Annotated in this window: 17 protein-coding genes and 1 pseudogene; 3 read left to right on the top strand and 15 right to left on the bottom strand. The window is 49.0% G+C overall.

Going from position 1 to position 17,366, the window contains the following annotated elements; translation table 11 throughout:
* The 3 genes from B5G12_RS03550 to B5G12_RS03560 form a co-directional block, all read right to left on the bottom strand.
* A complete protein-coding gene (locus tag B5G12_RS03550; RefSeq protein WP_087323834.1) occupies positions 1-1,011 on the bottom strand; it encodes an SdpI family protein in 1,011 nt (336 codons plus the stop codon).
* The gene (locus B5G12_RS03555; protein WP_087228797.1) at positions 980-1,279 is read right to left on the bottom strand and encodes an autorepressor SdpR family transcription factor; all 300 of its coding nucleotides are present in this window, start codon (positions 1,277-1,279) and stop codon (positions 980-982) included. Before B5G12_RS03555 ends, B5G12_RS03550 begins: the two co-directional genes overlap by 32 nt.
* Before the next feature lie 146 nt (positions 1,280-1,425).
* Complete coding sequence (locus B5G12_RS03560; protein ID WP_087323881.1) at positions 1,426-1,845, bottom strand: nuclear transport factor 2 family protein; 420 nt, start codon at positions 1,843-1,845, stop codon at positions 1,426-1,428.
* A gap of 165 nt (positions 1,846-2,010) precedes the next feature.
* Here B5G12_RS03560 and B5G12_RS03565 point away from each other — a divergent pair, with 165 nt between their 5' ends.
* Positions 2,011-2,466, top strand: a complete 456-nt coding sequence (locus B5G12_RS03565; protein ID WP_087323836.1) for a zinc ribbon domain-containing protein — start codon at positions 2,011-2,013, stop codon at positions 2,464-2,466.
* A 584-nt stretch (positions 2,467-3,050) separates the two neighbouring features.
* Positions 3,051-3,590, top strand: coding sequence for a hypothetical protein (locus tag B5G12_RS03570; RefSeq protein WP_087323838.1), 540 nt, complete (start codon positions 3,051-3,053; stop codon positions 3,588-3,590).
* 87 nt (positions 3,591-3,677) lie between these two features.
* Here B5G12_RS03570 and B5G12_RS03575 read toward each other — a convergent pair whose 3' ends face one another.
* The 8 genes from B5G12_RS03575 to B5G12_RS03610 all read right to left on the bottom strand — a co-directional run bounded on the left by B5G12_RS03575 (position 3,678) and on the right by B5G12_RS03610 (position 12,898).
* The gene (locus tag B5G12_RS03575; RefSeq protein WP_087323840.1) at positions 3,678-4,409 is read right to left on the bottom strand and encodes an adenylate/guanylate cyclase domain-containing protein; all 732 of its coding nucleotides are present in this window, start codon (positions 4,407-4,409) and stop codon (positions 3,678-3,680) included.
* A gap of 26 nt (positions 4,410-4,435) precedes the next feature.
* Positions 4,436-5,032 (bottom strand): Pycsar system effector family protein, encoded by a 597-nt coding sequence (locus B5G12_RS03580; protein ID WP_087323842.1) that lies wholly within the window; start codon positions 5,030-5,032, stop codon positions 4,436-4,438.
* Positions 5,033-5,047: 15 nt separating this feature from the next.
* Positions 5,048-8,047 carry a type I restriction endonuclease subunit R gene (locus B5G12_RS03585; RefSeq protein WP_087323844.1) on the bottom strand — a complete coding sequence of 1,000 codons (3,000 nt, stop codon included), beginning with the start codon at positions 8,045-8,047 and terminating at the stop codon, positions 5,048-5,050.
* A gap of 2 nt (positions 8,048-8,049) precedes the next feature.
* On the bottom strand, positions 8,050-8,607 hold the full coding sequence (locus B5G12_RS03590) for a hypothetical protein (RefSeq protein ID WP_087323846.1): 558 nt from the start codon (positions 8,605-8,607) through the stop codon (positions 8,050-8,052).
* Between the two features lies 1 nt (position 8,608).
* Positions 8,609-9,940, bottom strand: coding sequence for a restriction endonuclease subunit S (locus tag B5G12_RS03595; protein ID WP_087323848.1), 1,332 nt, complete (start codon positions 9,938-9,940; stop codon positions 8,609-8,611).
* Positions 9,909-10,661, bottom strand: a complete 753-nt coding sequence (locus B5G12_RS03600) for a hypothetical protein (RefSeq protein WP_087323850.1) — start codon at positions 10,659-10,661, stop codon at positions 9,909-9,911. Before B5G12_RS03600 ends, B5G12_RS03595 begins: the two co-directional genes overlap by 32 nt.
* Positions 10,658-12,385: a type I restriction-modification system subunit M gene (locus tag B5G12_RS03605; RefSeq protein WP_087323852.1), complete on the bottom strand. Its 1,728-nt coding sequence runs from the start codon at positions 12,383-12,385 to the stop codon at positions 10,658-10,660. The genes B5G12_RS03600 and B5G12_RS03605 overlap by 4 nt, the downstream gene beginning before the upstream one ends.
* A 66-nt stretch (positions 12,386-12,451) precedes the next feature.
* On the bottom strand, positions 12,452-12,898 hold the full coding sequence (locus tag B5G12_RS03610) for a hypothetical protein (RefSeq protein WP_087323854.1): 447 nt from the start codon (positions 12,896-12,898) through the stop codon (positions 12,452-12,454).
* Positions 12,899-12,990: 92 nt separating this feature from the next.
* Between B5G12_RS03610 and B5G12_RS03615 the strand changes: the two genes are divergently transcribed.
* Entirely contained in the window at positions 12,991-13,233 is a 243-nt protein-coding gene (locus tag B5G12_RS03615) for a helix-turn-helix domain-containing protein (protein WP_087323883.1), read from the top strand.
* Positions 13,234-13,309: 76 nt separating this feature from the next.
* Here B5G12_RS03615 and B5G12_RS03620 read toward each other — a convergent pair whose 3' ends face one another.
* The 4 genes and pseudogenes from B5G12_RS03620 to B5G12_RS03635 all read right to left on the bottom strand — a co-directional run.
* Positions 13,310-14,569, bottom strand: a complete 1,260-nt coding sequence (locus B5G12_RS03620) for a plasmid recombination protein (RefSeq protein ID WP_087323856.1) — start codon at positions 14,567-14,569, stop codon at positions 13,310-13,312.
* A gap of 332 nt (positions 14,570-14,901) precedes the next feature.
* Entirely contained in the window at positions 14,902-16,068 is a 1,167-nt protein-coding gene (locus B5G12_RS03625; RefSeq protein WP_087323858.1) for an AAA family ATPase, read from the bottom strand.
* Positions 16,058-16,393 carry a plasmid mobilization protein gene (locus tag B5G12_RS03630; RefSeq protein WP_087323860.1) on the bottom strand — a complete coding sequence of 112 codons (336 nt, stop codon included), beginning with the start codon at positions 16,391-16,393 and terminating at the stop codon, positions 16,058-16,060. Before B5G12_RS03630 ends, B5G12_RS03625 begins: the two co-directional genes overlap by 11 nt.
* Positions 16,394-16,395: 2 nt before the next feature.
* A pseudogene (locus B5G12_RS03635) lies at positions 16,396-17,247 on the bottom strand (tyrosine-type recombinase/integrase); the annotation flags it as partial.
* Positions 17,248-17,366 lie beyond the last annotated feature (119 nt).

A 17,366-nucleotide genomic window follows, 5' to 3' on the forward strand; every position in this document is an offset into this window, starting at 1 on the left:
TCACTGCTCCAGCTTTGCGGTCAGCTCACGGTAGATGGACTGGGTGGCGCCATCGTCCCGGCCGTTCAGTACCAGCAGGCGGCCGTCCGCCAGCTCCAGCAGCAGACAGGAGCCGCAGCTGTCATAGGTGTAGCGGATATAATCCCCATAAGCATCGTTATGGAAGTTGCCCAGCGACACTTTTTGATTGCCAAAGCCATAGGTGCGCACCCCCGCCTCGGGGGCCTGACCCTCGGGCAGGTACTGCACCGAGGCAATGCTGCTGTATGGGAGGGTCATGTCGTTCCAGCCGTCGGCATCGATGGTCATGGCGCCGCCGTCAAAGGAGACGCTGACACTCCCCGTAACGAACAGCCCCACCAGCAGCACAGCAGCCAGCGCCACCAGAAACACCGCCCATCGGGTCTTGAGTTGAACGGTGAGGGCCGGAGCGCCCGCTTTCCGCTGTTTCCGGTAATAAAGGTACGAGTAGAGGGTGGGCAGGACGATCACCGCTGCTCCGGCCGCCAGCATCAGCCTCGCCCCGGCCGCTGTGGGCAGCAGGGCTGCCACCATGGCGGCCAGGCCCGCCACTACCCACACCTTGCCGCCCCAACGATGGGTGCTGCGCCAGTTTTCCTCGTTGCCCATGGTCCAGGGCAGCCGGATGCCCAGCGTGCTGTTGGGACGGAAACGGGGCATCTGGTTGCCCACCACAAAGAACAGCGCGCCCATGCCAAACATCAGCGCCCTGCTGAAAGCCGTGTAGCCATAGAAGCCCTGCCGGGCCAAAACCAGGCCCAGGCCCATCACCAGCGAGATCATGGGCATCAGCCAATAAACGATATCCAGAGCTTTTTTGCTCTGCTCCCGGCGGGCGTTGTCCCAAAGGACGATCCCCAGGCAGATCCAATGGGCAGCCAGCAGACCCAGGATCTCCCACACCATCCGGCCGCCCAACAGCGCCGGCAGCACCACCACCAGGGATGACAAGATCAGCTTACCCTTGTTCTCCATGATCATCTTCTTCATGGTCAGTCTCCCCTTTCAGATCTGCGATCCACAGCATCACTTCCTCCAGCACGGAGGCGTTCAGCTCATAATAGATGAATTTGCCCTCCCGCTTATCCCGTATCAGGTCGGCGTCTTTCAGCACCGACAGGTGCCGGGAAATGGAGGCCGCCGTCACCGGGAAATGCCCGGCGATCTCCCCCGCCGAGAGCCTGCCGTCTTTCAGCATATTCAGGATCTCCCGCCGGATCGGGTCGGCCAGGGCCTTTAAGGTATGTTGTAAGCTCAAGGCTGCTTCGCTCCTTTCCGAACAATTAACAATTAGTCTAATCGTTAACCATATGATAACACAAAAGCCCCGCTCTGTCAACCCGGCAGAGGAGGCTTTTACGCTTTTACAACACTTTTTTCAGGCCGCGGCCATGCTTGCAGATCTCAGAACCACTTTGCCTTTTCGTCCCGGAAACGGGGTGTGTCCCCTTCCGCATAGGGATCGTAGGTATTCCGATTGCAGCCAAATTCTTTCAGGGCACAGATCCTGCCGTCGGGAGCCCATTGCACCAGGGAGATGCCGTCAAATTCCTCCACCGTGCCGGAATCCATCTGGTTTTTGAAGTACCATTCCACCGCCGTCTGCTCTCCCTTATGAAAGAACTGTCGGATCTCCCACACCAGAACCCGCCCCCGGGTGTTCCATTCGGCAAACCAGTGCCCCACCGCCTTGCGGCCATGGTACTGCGGGCCCCAGCTCTCGGTATAAACCACATCTTCTGTAAACAGCTCCTCCAGGCCTTCGTCCTGCCCTCTCAGCCACATCGCAAACCAGCGCCGAATGGCGGCTTCCCGCCTCTGCAAAGTCTGTGCTTCTGCCATCAAAAATGACCCCCTTTTGACTTTTGCCATGTGATCTTGGAACAGCTCCATCCTATCATGCCCGCCCTCCCCTGTCAAGGCAACAACAGGTTGCTTGGCGGTCTGCCATGCATATGGTACAATACGAGTGGAGGTGATCCAAATCCCATGGAAATCAAAGAGATCTTATACCAGCTTCGCCGCCAAAAGGGCTGGTCCCAGGACCAACTGGCGGAAAAACTCTACGTCACACGGCAGGCCGTCAGCCGCTGGGAAACCGGCGAAACAACACCCAACACCGAAGCGCTCAAACTGCTTTCTCGGCTGTTTGACATTTCGATCAACACCCTGCTGGGCTGTCCCCGCAAGCTGATGTGTCAGTGCTGCGGTATGCCCCTGGAGGACGATGCTTTTCTCAGCAAAGAGCCCGACGGCAGCTTCAACGAGGATTACTGCAAGTGGTGCTACGCCGACGGCGCCTTCACTTACGCCAGCATGGATGCCCTGATCGACTATCTTACGCAACAATTTTCCAGCGAAGCCTGGCCCCCGGAACAAGCCCGCGCCTACTATCAGACCCAGTTGCCCAGGCTGCGCCATTGGCAGCCGTCCAAAAAGGACTAAATCCACAAGCCGCTCAAAAATGCCGATTGAAAGCAGGTACATTATGGCTTCAAGTAAAGATTCTTTGACCTTTGAAAAATAAAAAAGGATAAAGCAAAAAGAGAACTGCCCGATCCATACAGATCCGGTAGCTCTCTTTTTTAGAATCATAAAAAGTGTTGCCACGGCGGAGATTTTAGCAAAAATCAAACGTCAACTCGTTTGATTTTTGCTTTTAAATTCACTCCATCTCGCCGAGTTGCAAAGAGTTCTAAGCTTTTTTGCTTAGGAAATTTGCTTGGACTTATTTCTATTGATGCAGATTATCCAGTTTACTTGGTCTAAGCCAATCTTTGCTATCAAAAAACTATCTGCCATACGCTATCAGGGTAACTTTCCAAGGCGTCGAACAAACAGTCTAGATATAGTATAACAGATGCTGAAGAGCTTTTCCAGAGAATCCGCGTTTTTTCTTTATCTCCCACCGCTTATCAAAAAAGATAATCCATCGACATGTTTCTCTCTATTTCTTTCCATCCTTGTATTATAATGAAGTCAGGCAAATACCACTCACAACGGATCTCAGAACAAAGGAGGATCAATCAATGAGAAAAAAGAGCAAACTGCCGGACAACCTGTACCACTTCACCAGCCTCATCAAGTATCGGATCATTCTCGAGTCCGGCAAACTTGCCCTGACTCCTTCCAATCTGAAATTTGATCCTGACACATTCCATTACGAGCCCATCTACTTCCGGGAACAGGAAATCGGGATGCAGGCGGTGGACAAGTACAAGGACCACCATCCGGTTGTATGGCTCACCGCCAACGACCAGGTGACAGCTCAAAACGCTGGCCTGTCCGAAGACAAGCTGATGTGCCGGATCAACATTAAGACGGATGGCCGATTCTGGAGATATCTCCGGTGGCGTGATTTCTGCGACAAATACCACGCTGACCGCTTTGCGATGGCTGCACTCAAGCAGTCAGCATCCGATCACGCAAACTGGTACATCTGTGAATCGGAGATTCCTCTGGCCGACTTCGCCAAGGTTGAGTTTCTGGACCAGGACGGACTTTACAAGGAAGCGCATCAGATTCCCGGATTCTCACTTGAAGATATAGCGCCGGAGCTATTCGCATAAAAAGATTCAAATAGAGCCAAACAACTTATGCTACCCCGGTATACCCCGTTTCGAGGTATGCCGGGGTTTCTTCAAGTACTTTTTATATTACTTGCAATTTTTCTCATACCATGTTTGCATGTTTATATTAATTATATTTCCTTCATAACAAACTTTTTGATCTATTATCGTAGAGTTAAGAAGTCCTTGATTATCTTCCATTAAATTATTTTTTATACAGCTTGAAACAACAATAGTTTTATGGCCATTTCGACCTGCCTCATTTGCCAAATGACAGGCCGAATTGACGACATCTCCCATCCAAATCACATCGTTTAATCCGCTACCAGAATATCCTGCTTTTACCATAAGTGCTCGACCATAGTCCATGCCAATACCAACAGAAATTTCACCATATTTCTTTTTTTGGAGTTTATAGTTTAAAATTTTAATCACGCTATTTAATTTCGCAGCTACGCTAAATACATCATCAATGTTTGATTTCAAAGGTGTATCGAAAACACCCCAAACACAATCTCCATTGATGCTTATTTCTTTACAGATCGACTCTGCATTCATAATAGCTGTACATTCAGAAATAAAACATCTGTACATTTTAGCAAGTGTTGGTCTTTTATGTTCATCTGTCATATCTGAAGAGCCAACTATATCGATAAACAAAGCTGTAATATAGACATAATATCCATTTGTATAAGTCAAAGATGCCCTTTGAGGGATTGAATCTGAATCCGAAAAATTTTTATTTTCCGTATCAAGTATTTCATCCATTCTTTGAGAGCTTTTATCTACATCATAAGTAACATGATTATTTGTTTCCATTTTTCCTCTTTTACTCCATTCAAAATTTAAAATACAGCCACGCCAATAGACATCATAAGTACGAACAAACTAAAGCCAATAACAGAAAAAAGCAATCCACATTTATATAAGCCGAACTTTTTATCACAAATTAACGAACAAATATAAATTTGACAAATAAGATCCTCCTTTAGTTGTGCATCCGAGCACTCTCTAACTTTAGTTAAATATTTTGGGAAACTTTCGTTCTGAGCAATAGAAGAAAAAAACAAAATGGATTCTGTTTTCACATTCTTTTTTTTAAACGCCTTAGAATTCACTCTTGCAAATAAAGTACTGATAAGCATGCATACTCCAATTATCAAGAGAATTACAGAAATGGCGCTAACCATCAAATAGATTCTAGCCCAAGCATTATCACATTTATACGCTGTTTGAATAATCGAAATAATCTTTTTTACATAGTCAGTAGCCAAAAAAATTCCTGCAATAATACCTGCTCCGCTTAATATTGTTGAGACTTTAGAATCACAATTATCTATCCATCCATTAACTCTGTCAAGAATTATATTTAACTTATCATCGCTAAGGTATTCCTCTAGTACGATATCCTCTGCTATATTTTCAACCATAAATCCTATCACATCCTTTTCTCTTTGTTATTTTTGTGCTTTTAGTCTCTCATACAGCACCGCTCCTACTGTCTCCATGACCTGCCGCATCATATCAGGATCAGAAAAGAGCTTAACAAAGAAGCTGTCATTCTGCTCATAGCGGGCAGCAGCCATATTGGGAAAGTCCTTTTCAAACAGCAGCATGAACGTTTTGCGGTCATTGTTTTGAGCATAACTATGCCACTTGTCCTGGGCGGCATAGTCGTTCTCCATCTGGAGCAAGACCTTGTCCATCTCGGTAAAGTTCGTACCGTACTTCTCGTTGATCTTATCAATGATAACCGTCAGCGGGTCTCGTTGCTTCTCCCTCCGGCCTGCCTCGCCGGTAATCGGTCGGAACCCATCCGGGGTGCTTTCCAGCTGGATTCCACCCTCAAAGTCCTTTTCCAGCCGATAGTACTCCAGAAGAACTTTGTCATCGACATAAACCTTGTCCCGTCCGCCCTTGGGCAGCATGGTATAAAGGAATTTCGCGTAGACACTGAACTTATGAATTTCCTTATCAAACAGGCGGCATACCTGTGTGATAAAAGCATAGATGCGGTTGAATCGAGCCAATGTGGACTTGAAAAGTTCCTGTTTTTCTTCCTCCAGAGCCTCAAAACGATCCAGAGCAGGGCGGATCGTTCCCTGCAGCTTGCCCAAGTCCCCTTGTCCCTGTTCTTTATCAGTATAGAAAATTTCCGCGAAGCGGTCAATCTCCAGCTGCTGATAAACACGAAATTTGTCCAGGGTATTTTTCAGGTCATAGATAACATTGGGGTCTGTCTCCTCTTCCAGGACCGTTTCTTCATAATAAGGCTCAAACGCCTTGCGAATGTCTTCCGCGGAATTGACGAAGTCCAAGACGAATGTATCTACCTTCCCCCGCATCGTACGGTTCAGGCGGGATAAAGTCTGAACCGCCTTCACACCAGACAGTTTCTTATCTACAAACATGGTGTGCAGCAGCGGCTCATCAAAGCCAGTCTGGTACTTTTCTGCCACGATCAGCATCCCGTATTCATCGGTATGGAAGGCTGCAGGGAGTGCTTTCTCCTTGATGGTTTCACCTGTTTTAGTGGTATTGAGTTTCTCCTCGGTATAGGTGATGCCGTTGTCCTCCACTTCCCCCGAAAAGGCCACCAGGACATCCAGGTCCGTGTAGCCTTTTTCTTCGATCTGACGCTTAAACTCAAGCAGATACCGCACTGCATGGAGCCGGGACGGGGTCACAATCATAGCCTTGGCGTGACCGCCAATTTTGTGCCTGGTCACATTGCGGAAATGCTCCAGCATGACCGCTGTTTTCTGAGAAATGTTATGGGGGTGGAGCGTTTCAAACTGCCGGATCGCACGCACACCAGCCGTTGTATCCAGTTCCGGATCATCCGGGATGGACTTGGCGATCTTATAGTACATCCGGTAGGTCATGTAGTTTTGCAGCACGTCCAAGATGAAGTGCTCCTCGATGGCCTGCCGCATCGAATAAATATGGAAGGGGTGATACTTTCCGTTGGCATCCCGCTGGCCGAACATCTGCAGCGTCTTGTCCTTGGGGGTCGCTGTGAAGGCAAAGAAGGACAGGTTCTCCTGAACTCCCTGGGCGGCCAGCTCCTCCAGCAGCTTGTCCTCGTCATCTTTCCGGGCCTCTTCGGCGGCGGCTTCTTCGGCAGCATATTCCTCCAGAATTTTATCAGTGTCTGCCAGTGCCCGCTTGAGCTTGCGGGCAGCATCGCCGGTCTGAGAAGAATGGGCCTCATCCACAATGATGGCAAACCGCTTATTCCCGGAACGCACTTCCTTGTAAATGACCGGGAACTTCTGCAGGGTAGTGATGATAATGCCCGCTCCGTTGTTGATGGCATCCCGCAGCTGTGCAGCGTTTTTGTCGATCTTCTGAACAACGCCTTCTACATGGTCGAACTGGTATACGGTGTTTTGCAGCTGGCTGTCCAGCACACGGCGGTCGGTAACAATGATGACCGACTGAAAAATTTTCTCGTCCTGGTCATTGTGCAGGCTGGACAGACGGTAAGCCAGCCATGCAATGGAATTGGATTTGCCGGACCCGGCACTGTGCTGAATCAGGTAGTTGTGCCCCGCCCCGCGGGCCCGCACATCGGCCAGCAGCTTTGTCACAACGTCCAGCTGATGATACCGCGGGAAAATCATCCGTTCGCTCGTTACCGCGCCAGTCTTGTCATCCCGGTTTACCTGCAAGTGCATGTACTTATGCAGGATTTCCAGCAAGCGATCCTTGCAGAGCACCGATTCCCACAGATAGGCTGTGTCGTAGCCGTCGGGGTTGATGGGATTCCCCTTGCCGCCCACCTTTCCGGCACCATTGCTGCCCTGGTTGAAGGGCAAAAAATAGGTCTTTTCCCCTTCCAGTCGGGTGGTCATGTAAACATTGCTCAGGTCCACCGCAAAGTGGACCAAAACCCGCTGCCCAAAGGCAAAAATCGGGTCTTTACTGGCGCGGTCCAGCTTATACTGCTCAATGGCATTGGCCGTATCCTGCCCGGTGAACTGGCATTTCAGCTCCATCGACACCACCGGGATGCCATTGACGAACAACACCATATCAATGCTGTTTTCATTGTGGAGGGAGTAGTGCAGCTGCCGGGTACAGTGCAGGATATTGGCCGCATACTGGGCCTGGGTGGTCTCGTTAATGGTGGTCTCCGGCTTCCAGAACACTGCCCGAAACTTGATGCCCCGGTCGGTGAAACCCTGCCGCAGCACCTTCAGCAGGCCCGCCATCTTCACCTCCCGGCAAAAGCGCTCCACCAGCTGGCGCTCACTGTCGGCGCCATAGATCTTCTCAAACCGCGCCCACGCTTTGGGCTGGCTTGTCCGCACAAACTGCAGGAAGGCACCCACATCCAACGCCTTCTCCCGGTCAAAAGCCCTGGGGTCCCCTTTCTGATACCCGCCCTCTGTGACCAAATATTCCTCGATGTCCTGTTCAAAGCGTTTTTCTTTTACGTCGAAGTCGGGCATGATTACACCTCTTTTTTCTTATCTTCGTAAACAATGCTATAATCAAAGAAATCAAATTTTTCTTTATTTGCCAAATAATATTCCTGCGCCGCTTCACAAAGTCTCATACAAAGTAACCTTACATTCACCTCATACTCGCGCTCGCAAATTATCCAGTTCGCTCCGTAACAAACACAACTAGTATCTCCTAAGAGTTCCTGTCCCAGTTTCAGCTGAAATTTATCAATTTTACATCTTTCATTCTTAATTTTATCCTTTGTAATATTCGGATTTCCAGAGTGCAGAAAGGCATTTCTAAGGTTATATATAACTTCTCCACTTAAATACGGCATATCTGCACTGTACGGGCTTTCAGCGCCATTCGGCTTATATTTGATTAAAACAAATTGATTATACCAGTTAATATATCTGGTTGTGTTTCCAGCCCGAGGATATTCCGCTTTTCCGCAAATATCAGGAATAGTTAATGAGAGGCCAAGTGCGGCTAGATATAATTCATTATCCAGACATCTCTGAATTTCACAGAGTATCTGTTCTAATGTACTTTTATTGTTTGGCATACTACACCTCCTTTTTCCCAGTCACAGACTCATATATGAGAGATTTTTTGTAGGCAGTCAGTCGTTCAATAATTCTTTGCTTATACTCTATCGAGGATTCAATAGCACTACACTTTTTATCCAAATATTCTGCAATGCCAATCTGTTCGACTTTTGACGGTACAAGAACCGGCATACTTTTCAGTAAATCCTGCCCCAAACTTGCTCTGGTTACTAGATTCATTTGCTTGCCTAAGTAGCATCTATGGTGATTACTTCTGAAATAATATTTTGCGAATTTTGGCATCAAGTCATCTGTAAACGGTCTTACCCGAATTAGAAATCCAGCAAAAGTTGCATCCGGAATGGTTTCTTCACACACAGAGGAGAACCCGACTTCTTCAATAGTTTCCGAAGTCCGTGTAAAGAAAATATCTCCTGACTCAACAGAATAATTTCTTCGTTCTTCATCAGATGAATCAATTAATCCTGCAACTTGCACAGGCAAAGAGAAGTTTCGATAAACATCACCATAACTCACAAATGGAAATCCATGTCCAAAAAACTCTCCACCCTTGCTAATCCCATTTTGCAATGTTCCAATGTTTCGTAATCTGCATATCCTCCATGTTTCTGGAATACTTCCGATAAAATCAATCCCGCTGTCTTTCATGGGCACATTGGGGTCAAGGCCCTTGGTAACGGCCTCGGTGATAACGGACAGTTTGTATTCTTTCAGCTTTTCGATGATTTGCTGCTGTTTGGCGATAATGGCGTCAATTTCAGCGCATTTGCGGTCGAGGTAGGAAGCAATGCGATTTTGGATACAATACGGAGGAAGAAGAACGTTCAATTTGGAAAATGGCGTCAGATTAATAGTGTCTCTTGTCGTCCCCGTACAAGTGTTTCTTAATGCTTGATTAAATTGGTCCGTAGAAAAAATATAATAAAAATAGTCGCAATTGTATTTGTGTGAAATCGAGATTTTTATGCAACTTGAGGCAAGTATTCCATACTTAATTAGTCTATTAATTCCACACTTTCCTATAGTTGCGCCAGTCTTAGCAAAAACAATATCAGATAATCCGATACAACTGCGCCGCACACTTTCGGCTAGTTCTTCAGATATATATACCATATCCTCATCTGACACTTCTCCATTTTTAAGATTACTAATACGGATCAATGGAACTCCTTTTTCTCTATAGTCATTCGTGGAAATAGCCGAGCCAAACGGCCCATCTACAATAGCGAACTTTTTTTCTGATTTAATATCACATAGACGTGCAACATCCCAGTCCTCCGGGATTTGCCCAATCCATTCAACCCCGCTGTCTTTCATTTGCCGAGCCATTGACAGCACCTACTTTCATAAATATTTTTCTCCGCTCTTCTATGTAGTGTTTTATCCAAAGCCACTTTTGGCAAATTTTTGTGTTTCCTTTGTGTTCACTTAATTGTTTTTCTATAAAGCCATTTTTATAATTATTAAAAATAGCTCGAACTGGATTGTCAAATTCTGCAACTATATATTCGACGCGAATCATTCCATCATTATCCCTATGAAATATACCGAACGTACTTGCAAAATTATTTGTACGGTCTGCTATCAAAGTCCAATTGCACTCAGTTGCCAGTTCAGGATTGACCACAATTCTAGGGAAATAGGCCACTGAATTTTCAAGTTTATAAGCATCAACCAGTGCAGGTCCCCATACCATAACATCATCAATAAAGAACTTGCCAGACGAAATGCCACCGCGTGTCAACCAACCATGAGCCAAAAAATTTGCTTGCAGCGCCGCACTCATTACTGCAACAGATATCGCCGCATCTTTTTTGCTGTGGTTGCTATCATAGCGTACCGCTATCACAATATTATCCGAAAAAATTTTAATTTGAGGCGTATCAAAATCGTCATTTTTAAATTGTGCAAAAGTTTCAATCGCATTATCATATATTTTATGTATCAAATCAAGTGATTCGTCCGGCTGTTTCGAAATGGCATTGGTCGCCCCTAAAATGTCAATGAAAGCCACCACATATTCACTTGTTTTGTATTCCTTCTCGCTCATTTGAACACCTCCTCCAACGCCCCGTCCAGTTCCTTTTCAAGGGCCAATATCTCCTGCTTGATCTCTTCCGAAGGTCTGGGTGCCTCATATTTGTAGAAATAACGGGTAAAGGGAATTTCGTAGCCCACTTTGGACTTTTTCTCGTCGATCCAGGCGTCCGGGGCAAAGGGCAGGACCTCCCGGGCGAAATAAGTCTGGATGTTCTCCTTCAGGGGCACGTTCTCGGTGTCCCGGAGGGTAGGGTCGGGCTGGGGCTTGCCGCGTTTCAGGATGGGCTGGCCGCTGGCGTCTTTCAGGGGGCGTTCCACCGTGATCTTGGTGTAGCCGAAGTCGGAAGTATCGAAAATCTTGCTGATCTCGCTCTCGACAAAGTCGCCATACAGCCGGGTGATCTCAGCAATGGCGCTCTCCGGGATGTCGTTGCGCTTGTTACCCAGGGCCTTGCGGCGCTTCTCATACAGGCCGTTGGCGTTGATAAGCTGGACTTTGCCCTCCCGCCGGGTGCCTGCTTTCTTATTGGACAAGACCCAGATATAGGTGGCAATGCCGGTATTGTAGAAGATATCATTGGGCAGGGCGATGATGGCTTCCAGTAGATCATTTTCCAGGATATAACGGCGGATCTCAGAGGGGCCGCTGCCGGCGTCGCCGGTAAAGAGCGGCGAGCCATTGTGGATGATGGCGATGCGGCTGCCGCCGTCCTTGGGCTCCTTCATCTTGGAGATGGCGGTGAGCAGGAACAGCATCTGCCCGTCGCTGGCGGCAGGTAGGCCGGGGCCGAACCGCCCGGCAAAGCCGCGCTTGGCCTCGGCTTCCACGGCGGCCTTCTCGTTCTTCCATTCCCGCCCGAAGGGAGGATTGGACAGGATATAATCGAAGGTCTGCCCGGCGAACTGGTCATCGGAGAGGGTGTTGCCGTCCTTGATGAAGTCGGCGTTATTGCCCTTGATAAGCATATCCGCTTTACAGATGGCGAAGGTCTCGTCGTTCAGCTCCTGGCCGAAGGCCATCAGCTCGGCGGAGGCGTTCAGGCGATGCAGGTACTCCTCCGCCACCGAGAGCATACCGCCGGTGCCGCAGGCAGGGTCGTAGATGGTCTTGACCACATTTTCGCCGGACAGGATGTCGTTGTCATCGTAGAACAGGATGTTGGCCATCAGCTGGATGACCTCCCGCGGGGTGTAATGCTGCCCGGCGTCCTCGTTGTGCGACTCGGAAAAGCGGCGGATGATTTCCTCAAAGATGTACCCCATCTCGAGGTTGGAAATCACGTCCGGGTGCAGATTTGCCTTCGGGGTGGTAAATTCCTTGATGACAATATAGAGGATGCCCTTATTGGCCATGGTGGTGATCTGACCATCAAACTTGAAGTTTTCAAGGATATCCCGGACGTTCTCAGAGAAACCATTCAGGTAATCCCTGAAGTTTGCTTCAATATTGTCAGGGTCATCCAGCAGTCGTTCAAAGGTAAACTTACTGGTATTATAAAAGGCTTTGCCCGAAGCTTTTCGCAACAAAACATCCCGCATGGGCAGTGTCTTCACCTGCTCGAATTTCTCCAAAACTGCGTCCTTGGTATCAGCCAGGATGCAGTCGAACCGCCGGATCACGGTCAGCGGCAAAATCACTTCTCCGTACTCATGGGGCTTATAGACGCCGGTCAATTTATCTGCAATCGCCCAGATCAGGGCGGCTTTTTCGCTTATATTTGCGCTCAGGCTCATGGTTGTATTTTCCTTTCCAGAATAACTTCTATTACCATTTTATCATATCAGTACCAAAATACAACTTTATTTGATTTTAGTAACCTGTTTGCATCTTTTCTGAGCATACTCCACCAGTGCTCTGGCATTGCTTCCCGGCTGCCAGGCATAGGCGATCAAGTAATCCACATGATCCGCAACGTATCGGTTTGCTGCGACAATAGCTGCCCTGTAGGGCACTTTCTCCATACCAGGAGGATAGAACAAACTGTCAAAGCCCTCCGGCTTCTGGATAGGCCTCTTTGCTGGATGATAAGGAAGCAGCAGCGTCAGCTCCACTTCCGGGTGCCGAACCTTCGACTCTTTCACTGCCCTGGCAGCAAGGCTGTCAAACCTGCCATAATGCCCTACAATGAATTCACCTACCCCAAGTTCTGCGATATGGCGCTCCACTTCAGCCAATAATGCTGGGTAAATGGTATCCGGGGCATCTCTATGGCCAATGAAAAAGCAGGTCTTACAGGTTGCACTCATATTATCACCCCTTTTGAGTTATTTTAACCCAAAAGAGTTAATCTTTGCAAGCTAAACCGGGTATCATCTTCTTAGAAGTGAGGTGGTGCCCCTTGTGTATCGGTGAAGCTGTCAAAGAGCGGATTCTGGAGCTATGCCGAGAGAAGAATATTTCCATCAACAAGCTGAGCACCATGAGCGGTGTCACCCAGTCCACGGTCAACAACATCGTCAGTGGCCGCAACCGGAGCGCCACCATTTCCACCATCAAAAAGCTTTGTGATGGCCTGGGAATTACCATCGAGCAGTTCTTTGATTCTGACCTGTTCCGGGATCTAGATCAGGAACTCCAGTAAAATAAAAAAGCCCGCCTGTACCCGCACATCAGCTGTACGGATACAGGCGGTTCCTCATGTTATACGGTGCTGTTCTTTAGATTTTCTCCTTCTGGGGCTTGGCCTTTGGGCGTTCAAAAAGATGCCAGAGTTTGTTCCTTTCAATCTCTGTTTCATAGCTCTGGAGCTTCTTTTTCAGGGCTGTATTTTCCTGTTCCAAGCCTACTGTGCTCAGCTGGCGCCGGACTGATTTATACTCCTGTAATTCCGCATTCAAAGCAGCCACTTTGGTCTTCAGTTCCCCGATCAGCTTATTGGCGGCATCCAAAGCTTTCTTGAAGCCAACCGCTTTATGCTCCTGAGTACAGTACTTCTTGGCAGCGGCTGAAAGCGCCTCATATTCTGAGCGCTCCAGAATCACCTTGGAAGAAAACGGAACGGACCGGGCTTCGATCTGCTCCACTTTCTGGATCTCCACCTGCTGCCGCTGGACTTTCTCCAGCTTCTTTTCCAGAGAGGCAGCCTGTTGCTCTTTCTCCTGGGTCTGCTCGGTCAATGTTGCCAGCCTCTCCTGCTCCTTCTGAACCTTAAACTGAGTTACGGTCAGATGCTCCTCCGAACTGCCTCGCTCCCCGCGCTCGACATCGGTGTATCCGGCTTCCTGCATATACTGAAAGAAGTCATCCTGGAGGACGCTGTAGGATTTCTTGAGGATTGGCTTCCCCTTCTCGGTCCTTAAGGGCTCACCGGTGGTTTCGTCTAAGATGGGTTTGGAGGCCCACTTCTTGCTCATACTGACCTGCATGATGGTCTCCTTCACCTTTCCCACTAGGGACTTATCCTTGCATCGTTTGGTCCAAAGGATTTGCTTTTCTACCACTGGGACATACACCACATGGAGGTGGTAGTGGTAGACATCCTGACCCAGAGCATCTGACATGGCCCGGTTGCGTTCATCGGCATGCATCACTGCGGACAGGATATACTGCTCCCCTCCCACAATCTTGATGGCGGCCTGATAGGCAGCCTCATAGAATTCCTTTGCGAACTCATACCCGCCCCGGTTGAAGAAGTAAGCAGAGTTCACGTCAAAGACTAGCTCTCCATACCGGAAAGCATCCTCCTTGAGGCCGCGGGTGGAGATGATGCCGTCTGCCTCCATTCGCTCAAACTGCTCCAGATAACTGCCATCCGGCTTCTTGAAATGGACGTTCAGGTGGGAGCGTTCCGGGACAATATCCGGGTTGACGTAGGAGTCCTTCTCGCGCTCGTTATGCTGCTGGGCATTTTTCAATTTCTGTGTGGTCAATCTCATATTTCTCGCGCTGGTACGGTCGATACCGTCGCCTCTTGCCATAGCGCTCCTTTCTCGTCCACTGGGCGGTAGATACGGGGAGGCCCGGGAGATGCACTTCTGCGGAAGTGTAATAACCCACTATGACACTTTCAGCCAGAGGCTGCAAAGTGCCGTGGGCTCTCCCGAGGGGCTCTCCGAGGGGGAATTGCGGCTCCTGCGGGAGCCGCTCTGGTCTGCGGTCAAATAAGGAATCCCGCAGACCAGTCAGGGCCATCAGCCCTGCGCAGACTCGCCTCCCCATGGTATGCTCATTCTGCAATCTGTGACGGTTGTGACGATGGTGACGGTACTTTATACACCCCTTTCAGGCATCGTCACAACCGTCACTATCGTCACGTCTGGGCGGCTGCCAGTATCAAACTGATCCGGCTGCCGTTCCGGCCATGGGTATTTTCATACCGGATATTAAAGTCATTGAACAGCTTGGATGCCCGGACATTCAGCCGTTTGGTCAGGGCATTGGCCTGGAGTTCCAGCCCCAGTGCCGCGATCAGCTCGGTGGCACTTCCCTGCCAGGTGGGTGCCTCTGCCGTGAGCAGGGCCGCAACCTTTTCCAGAAGTGGGTCCGGCGGCTCCTTCCAGAGTTCTTTCTCTGCGTGGTCAAACTCCCAGATTAACCGTTCTTCATCCCGTACCAGGTACACCCGCTGGTCCGGCTGATCTCGGCCCACCACATCCAGCGTGGCTGTTCCCTTGGTTCGTTTTTCCTTTTGGAGTACAAAGGCACCGTCTGCACAGCCCAGCAGACCCGTGGTGCCGGAGATCATGTCAAACTTATCCCCCGCCGGGGTTTTCCGGGTATGATGGACAATCAGCAGGCAGATGCCGTGCTTGTCCGCAAACTGTTTGAGGCTCCCGATGATCTGGTAATCCTCCGAGTAGCTGTAGCCGTCTCCTGCCGCTTCCCGGACTTTCTGCAAGGTGTCAATGATGACCAACCGAGTATCAGGATGCTCCTTGATGAAATACTCCAGTTGTTCATCCAAGCCGTTTCCCAGCTGCTTGGCATCGGTGGCAAAGTGAAGTCGGTCGATCCCTTCCACCCCAAACATTCGGAACATCCGTTCCTGCAGTCTGCGGTGGTCATCTTCCAGAGCCAGATACAAGACTGTCCCCGGATTGACCTTATATTCCCATAAATCGTGCCCGGTGCTGACATGGTAGGCAATCTGTGCCACCAGGAAGGATTTGCCCACCTTGGGAGCTCCTGCAAAGAGATACGTCCCCGTATACAGCAGACCTTCGATGACCGGAGGCTTGCTCTGATAAGCGGTGTCAAACAGGGTCTGCAAGGTAATGGTGGGGAGATATTCCGGTGCCATCATCTTCTGCCGCAGAAGTGCTCGCTCCCGCATGCTCAGCTTTGATTTTTCATCGGTTTCATTGATTTTTTCATTTGAAACTGGTATACTTTCTAGTGTAGATTTTTGATTGGACTGCCCTTCATCTGCGCCAACAGATGAGCCCAGGGCAGTCTTTTCTTTTGCGTCAATTTCCATAGGCAGGTTCCTCCTTCATTCCGTCCAGAATGACAGCGATCATCTGGATTACGTCCAGCAGTTCCTGGTCCGTTTTTGTTCCGGCTTCAATTCGTTGAAGCTCCTCCAAAACGGCCGCCAGCTGCTCCCGCAACGCCTTGAATACCCGGGGATTTCCCTGGACGATCACCTCCCTTCCCAGCAGCCGCCGGGTGATATAATCCTGCTTGGTTAACCCCGACAATTTTACATAGGTTTCCAGCTGTTTATCCTCCTCCGGCGACACCCGGAAAGCTACAGTTTTATTCCGCCAGCGGTTGCGTTCATCGCGGTTTTTGTGAGACATATTTATGCTCCTTCCTTGTCTTTTAACTGATCCAGTTGATTTGCCATCTCAGTCTGCCGGTTCGGGAACAGATGTGCATACCGATACGTGATGTCGACGCTTTCATGCCCTACCCGGTCTGCGATCGCCAAAGCTGTAAAACCCATATCAATCAGCAAACTGATATGACTGTGCCGCAGGTCATGGATCCGGATTCTCTTTACCCCTGTCTGCTTACAGCCGCGATCCATTTCTCGATGAAGGTAACTTTTCGTAATCGGGAATATACGATCATTCGATTCAATTCCATACAGCTGTTTCAGGTAGTCCTGAATCTCGTCGCAAAGGAACTGCGGCATCTGGACCACACGAACACTTTTAGGAGTCTTGGGGGTAGTGATAAGGTCTTGTCCATGGATTCTTTGATAAGACTTTGTGATCGAAACAGTCCGTTTCTGAAAATCAAAATCAGAAGGCGTCAAGGCCAGTAATTCACCCTCACGGATGCCACACCAGTACAGCATCTCAAAGGCATAGAAGGACATCGGTTTGTCCATCATGGCATCTGAAAATTTGGTATATTCTTCACGGGTCCAGAACAGCATTTCTTTGCGTTCTTCCTTCCCCATATTCCCGGCACGCTGCGCCGGATTCACCTGCAGCCCATAATAGCGGATGGCATGATTAAAAATCGCACTGAGCTGATTGTGAACTGTTTTCAGATACGTGGCCGAAAGTGGTTTACCATGCCAATCTTTCAGCTCACGGATCTCATTCTGCCAGCAGATAATATCCCTGGCTGTGATTTCCGAGAGCTTGCGTTTGCCGAAATAGGGCAGAATTTTCTTCTGAATGATGCTCTCTTTTGTGATCCAGTGTTAGCGTTCAGCTGAAAAAACCATTTGGGGTTCAATAGAAATCACCAATTCCGGATCAACAGAAAAAGCCATTACCCCAAACCTTTCAAATCCTTTATACTGAACGGTGACCAAAC

Origin of the sequence: Faecalibacterium sp. An58, assembly GCF_002161515.1 — a bacterium.
In the GTDB taxonomy this organism is placed as follows: Bacteria; Bacillota; Clostridia; order Oscillospirales; family Ruminococcaceae; genus Faecalibacterium; species Faecalibacterium avium.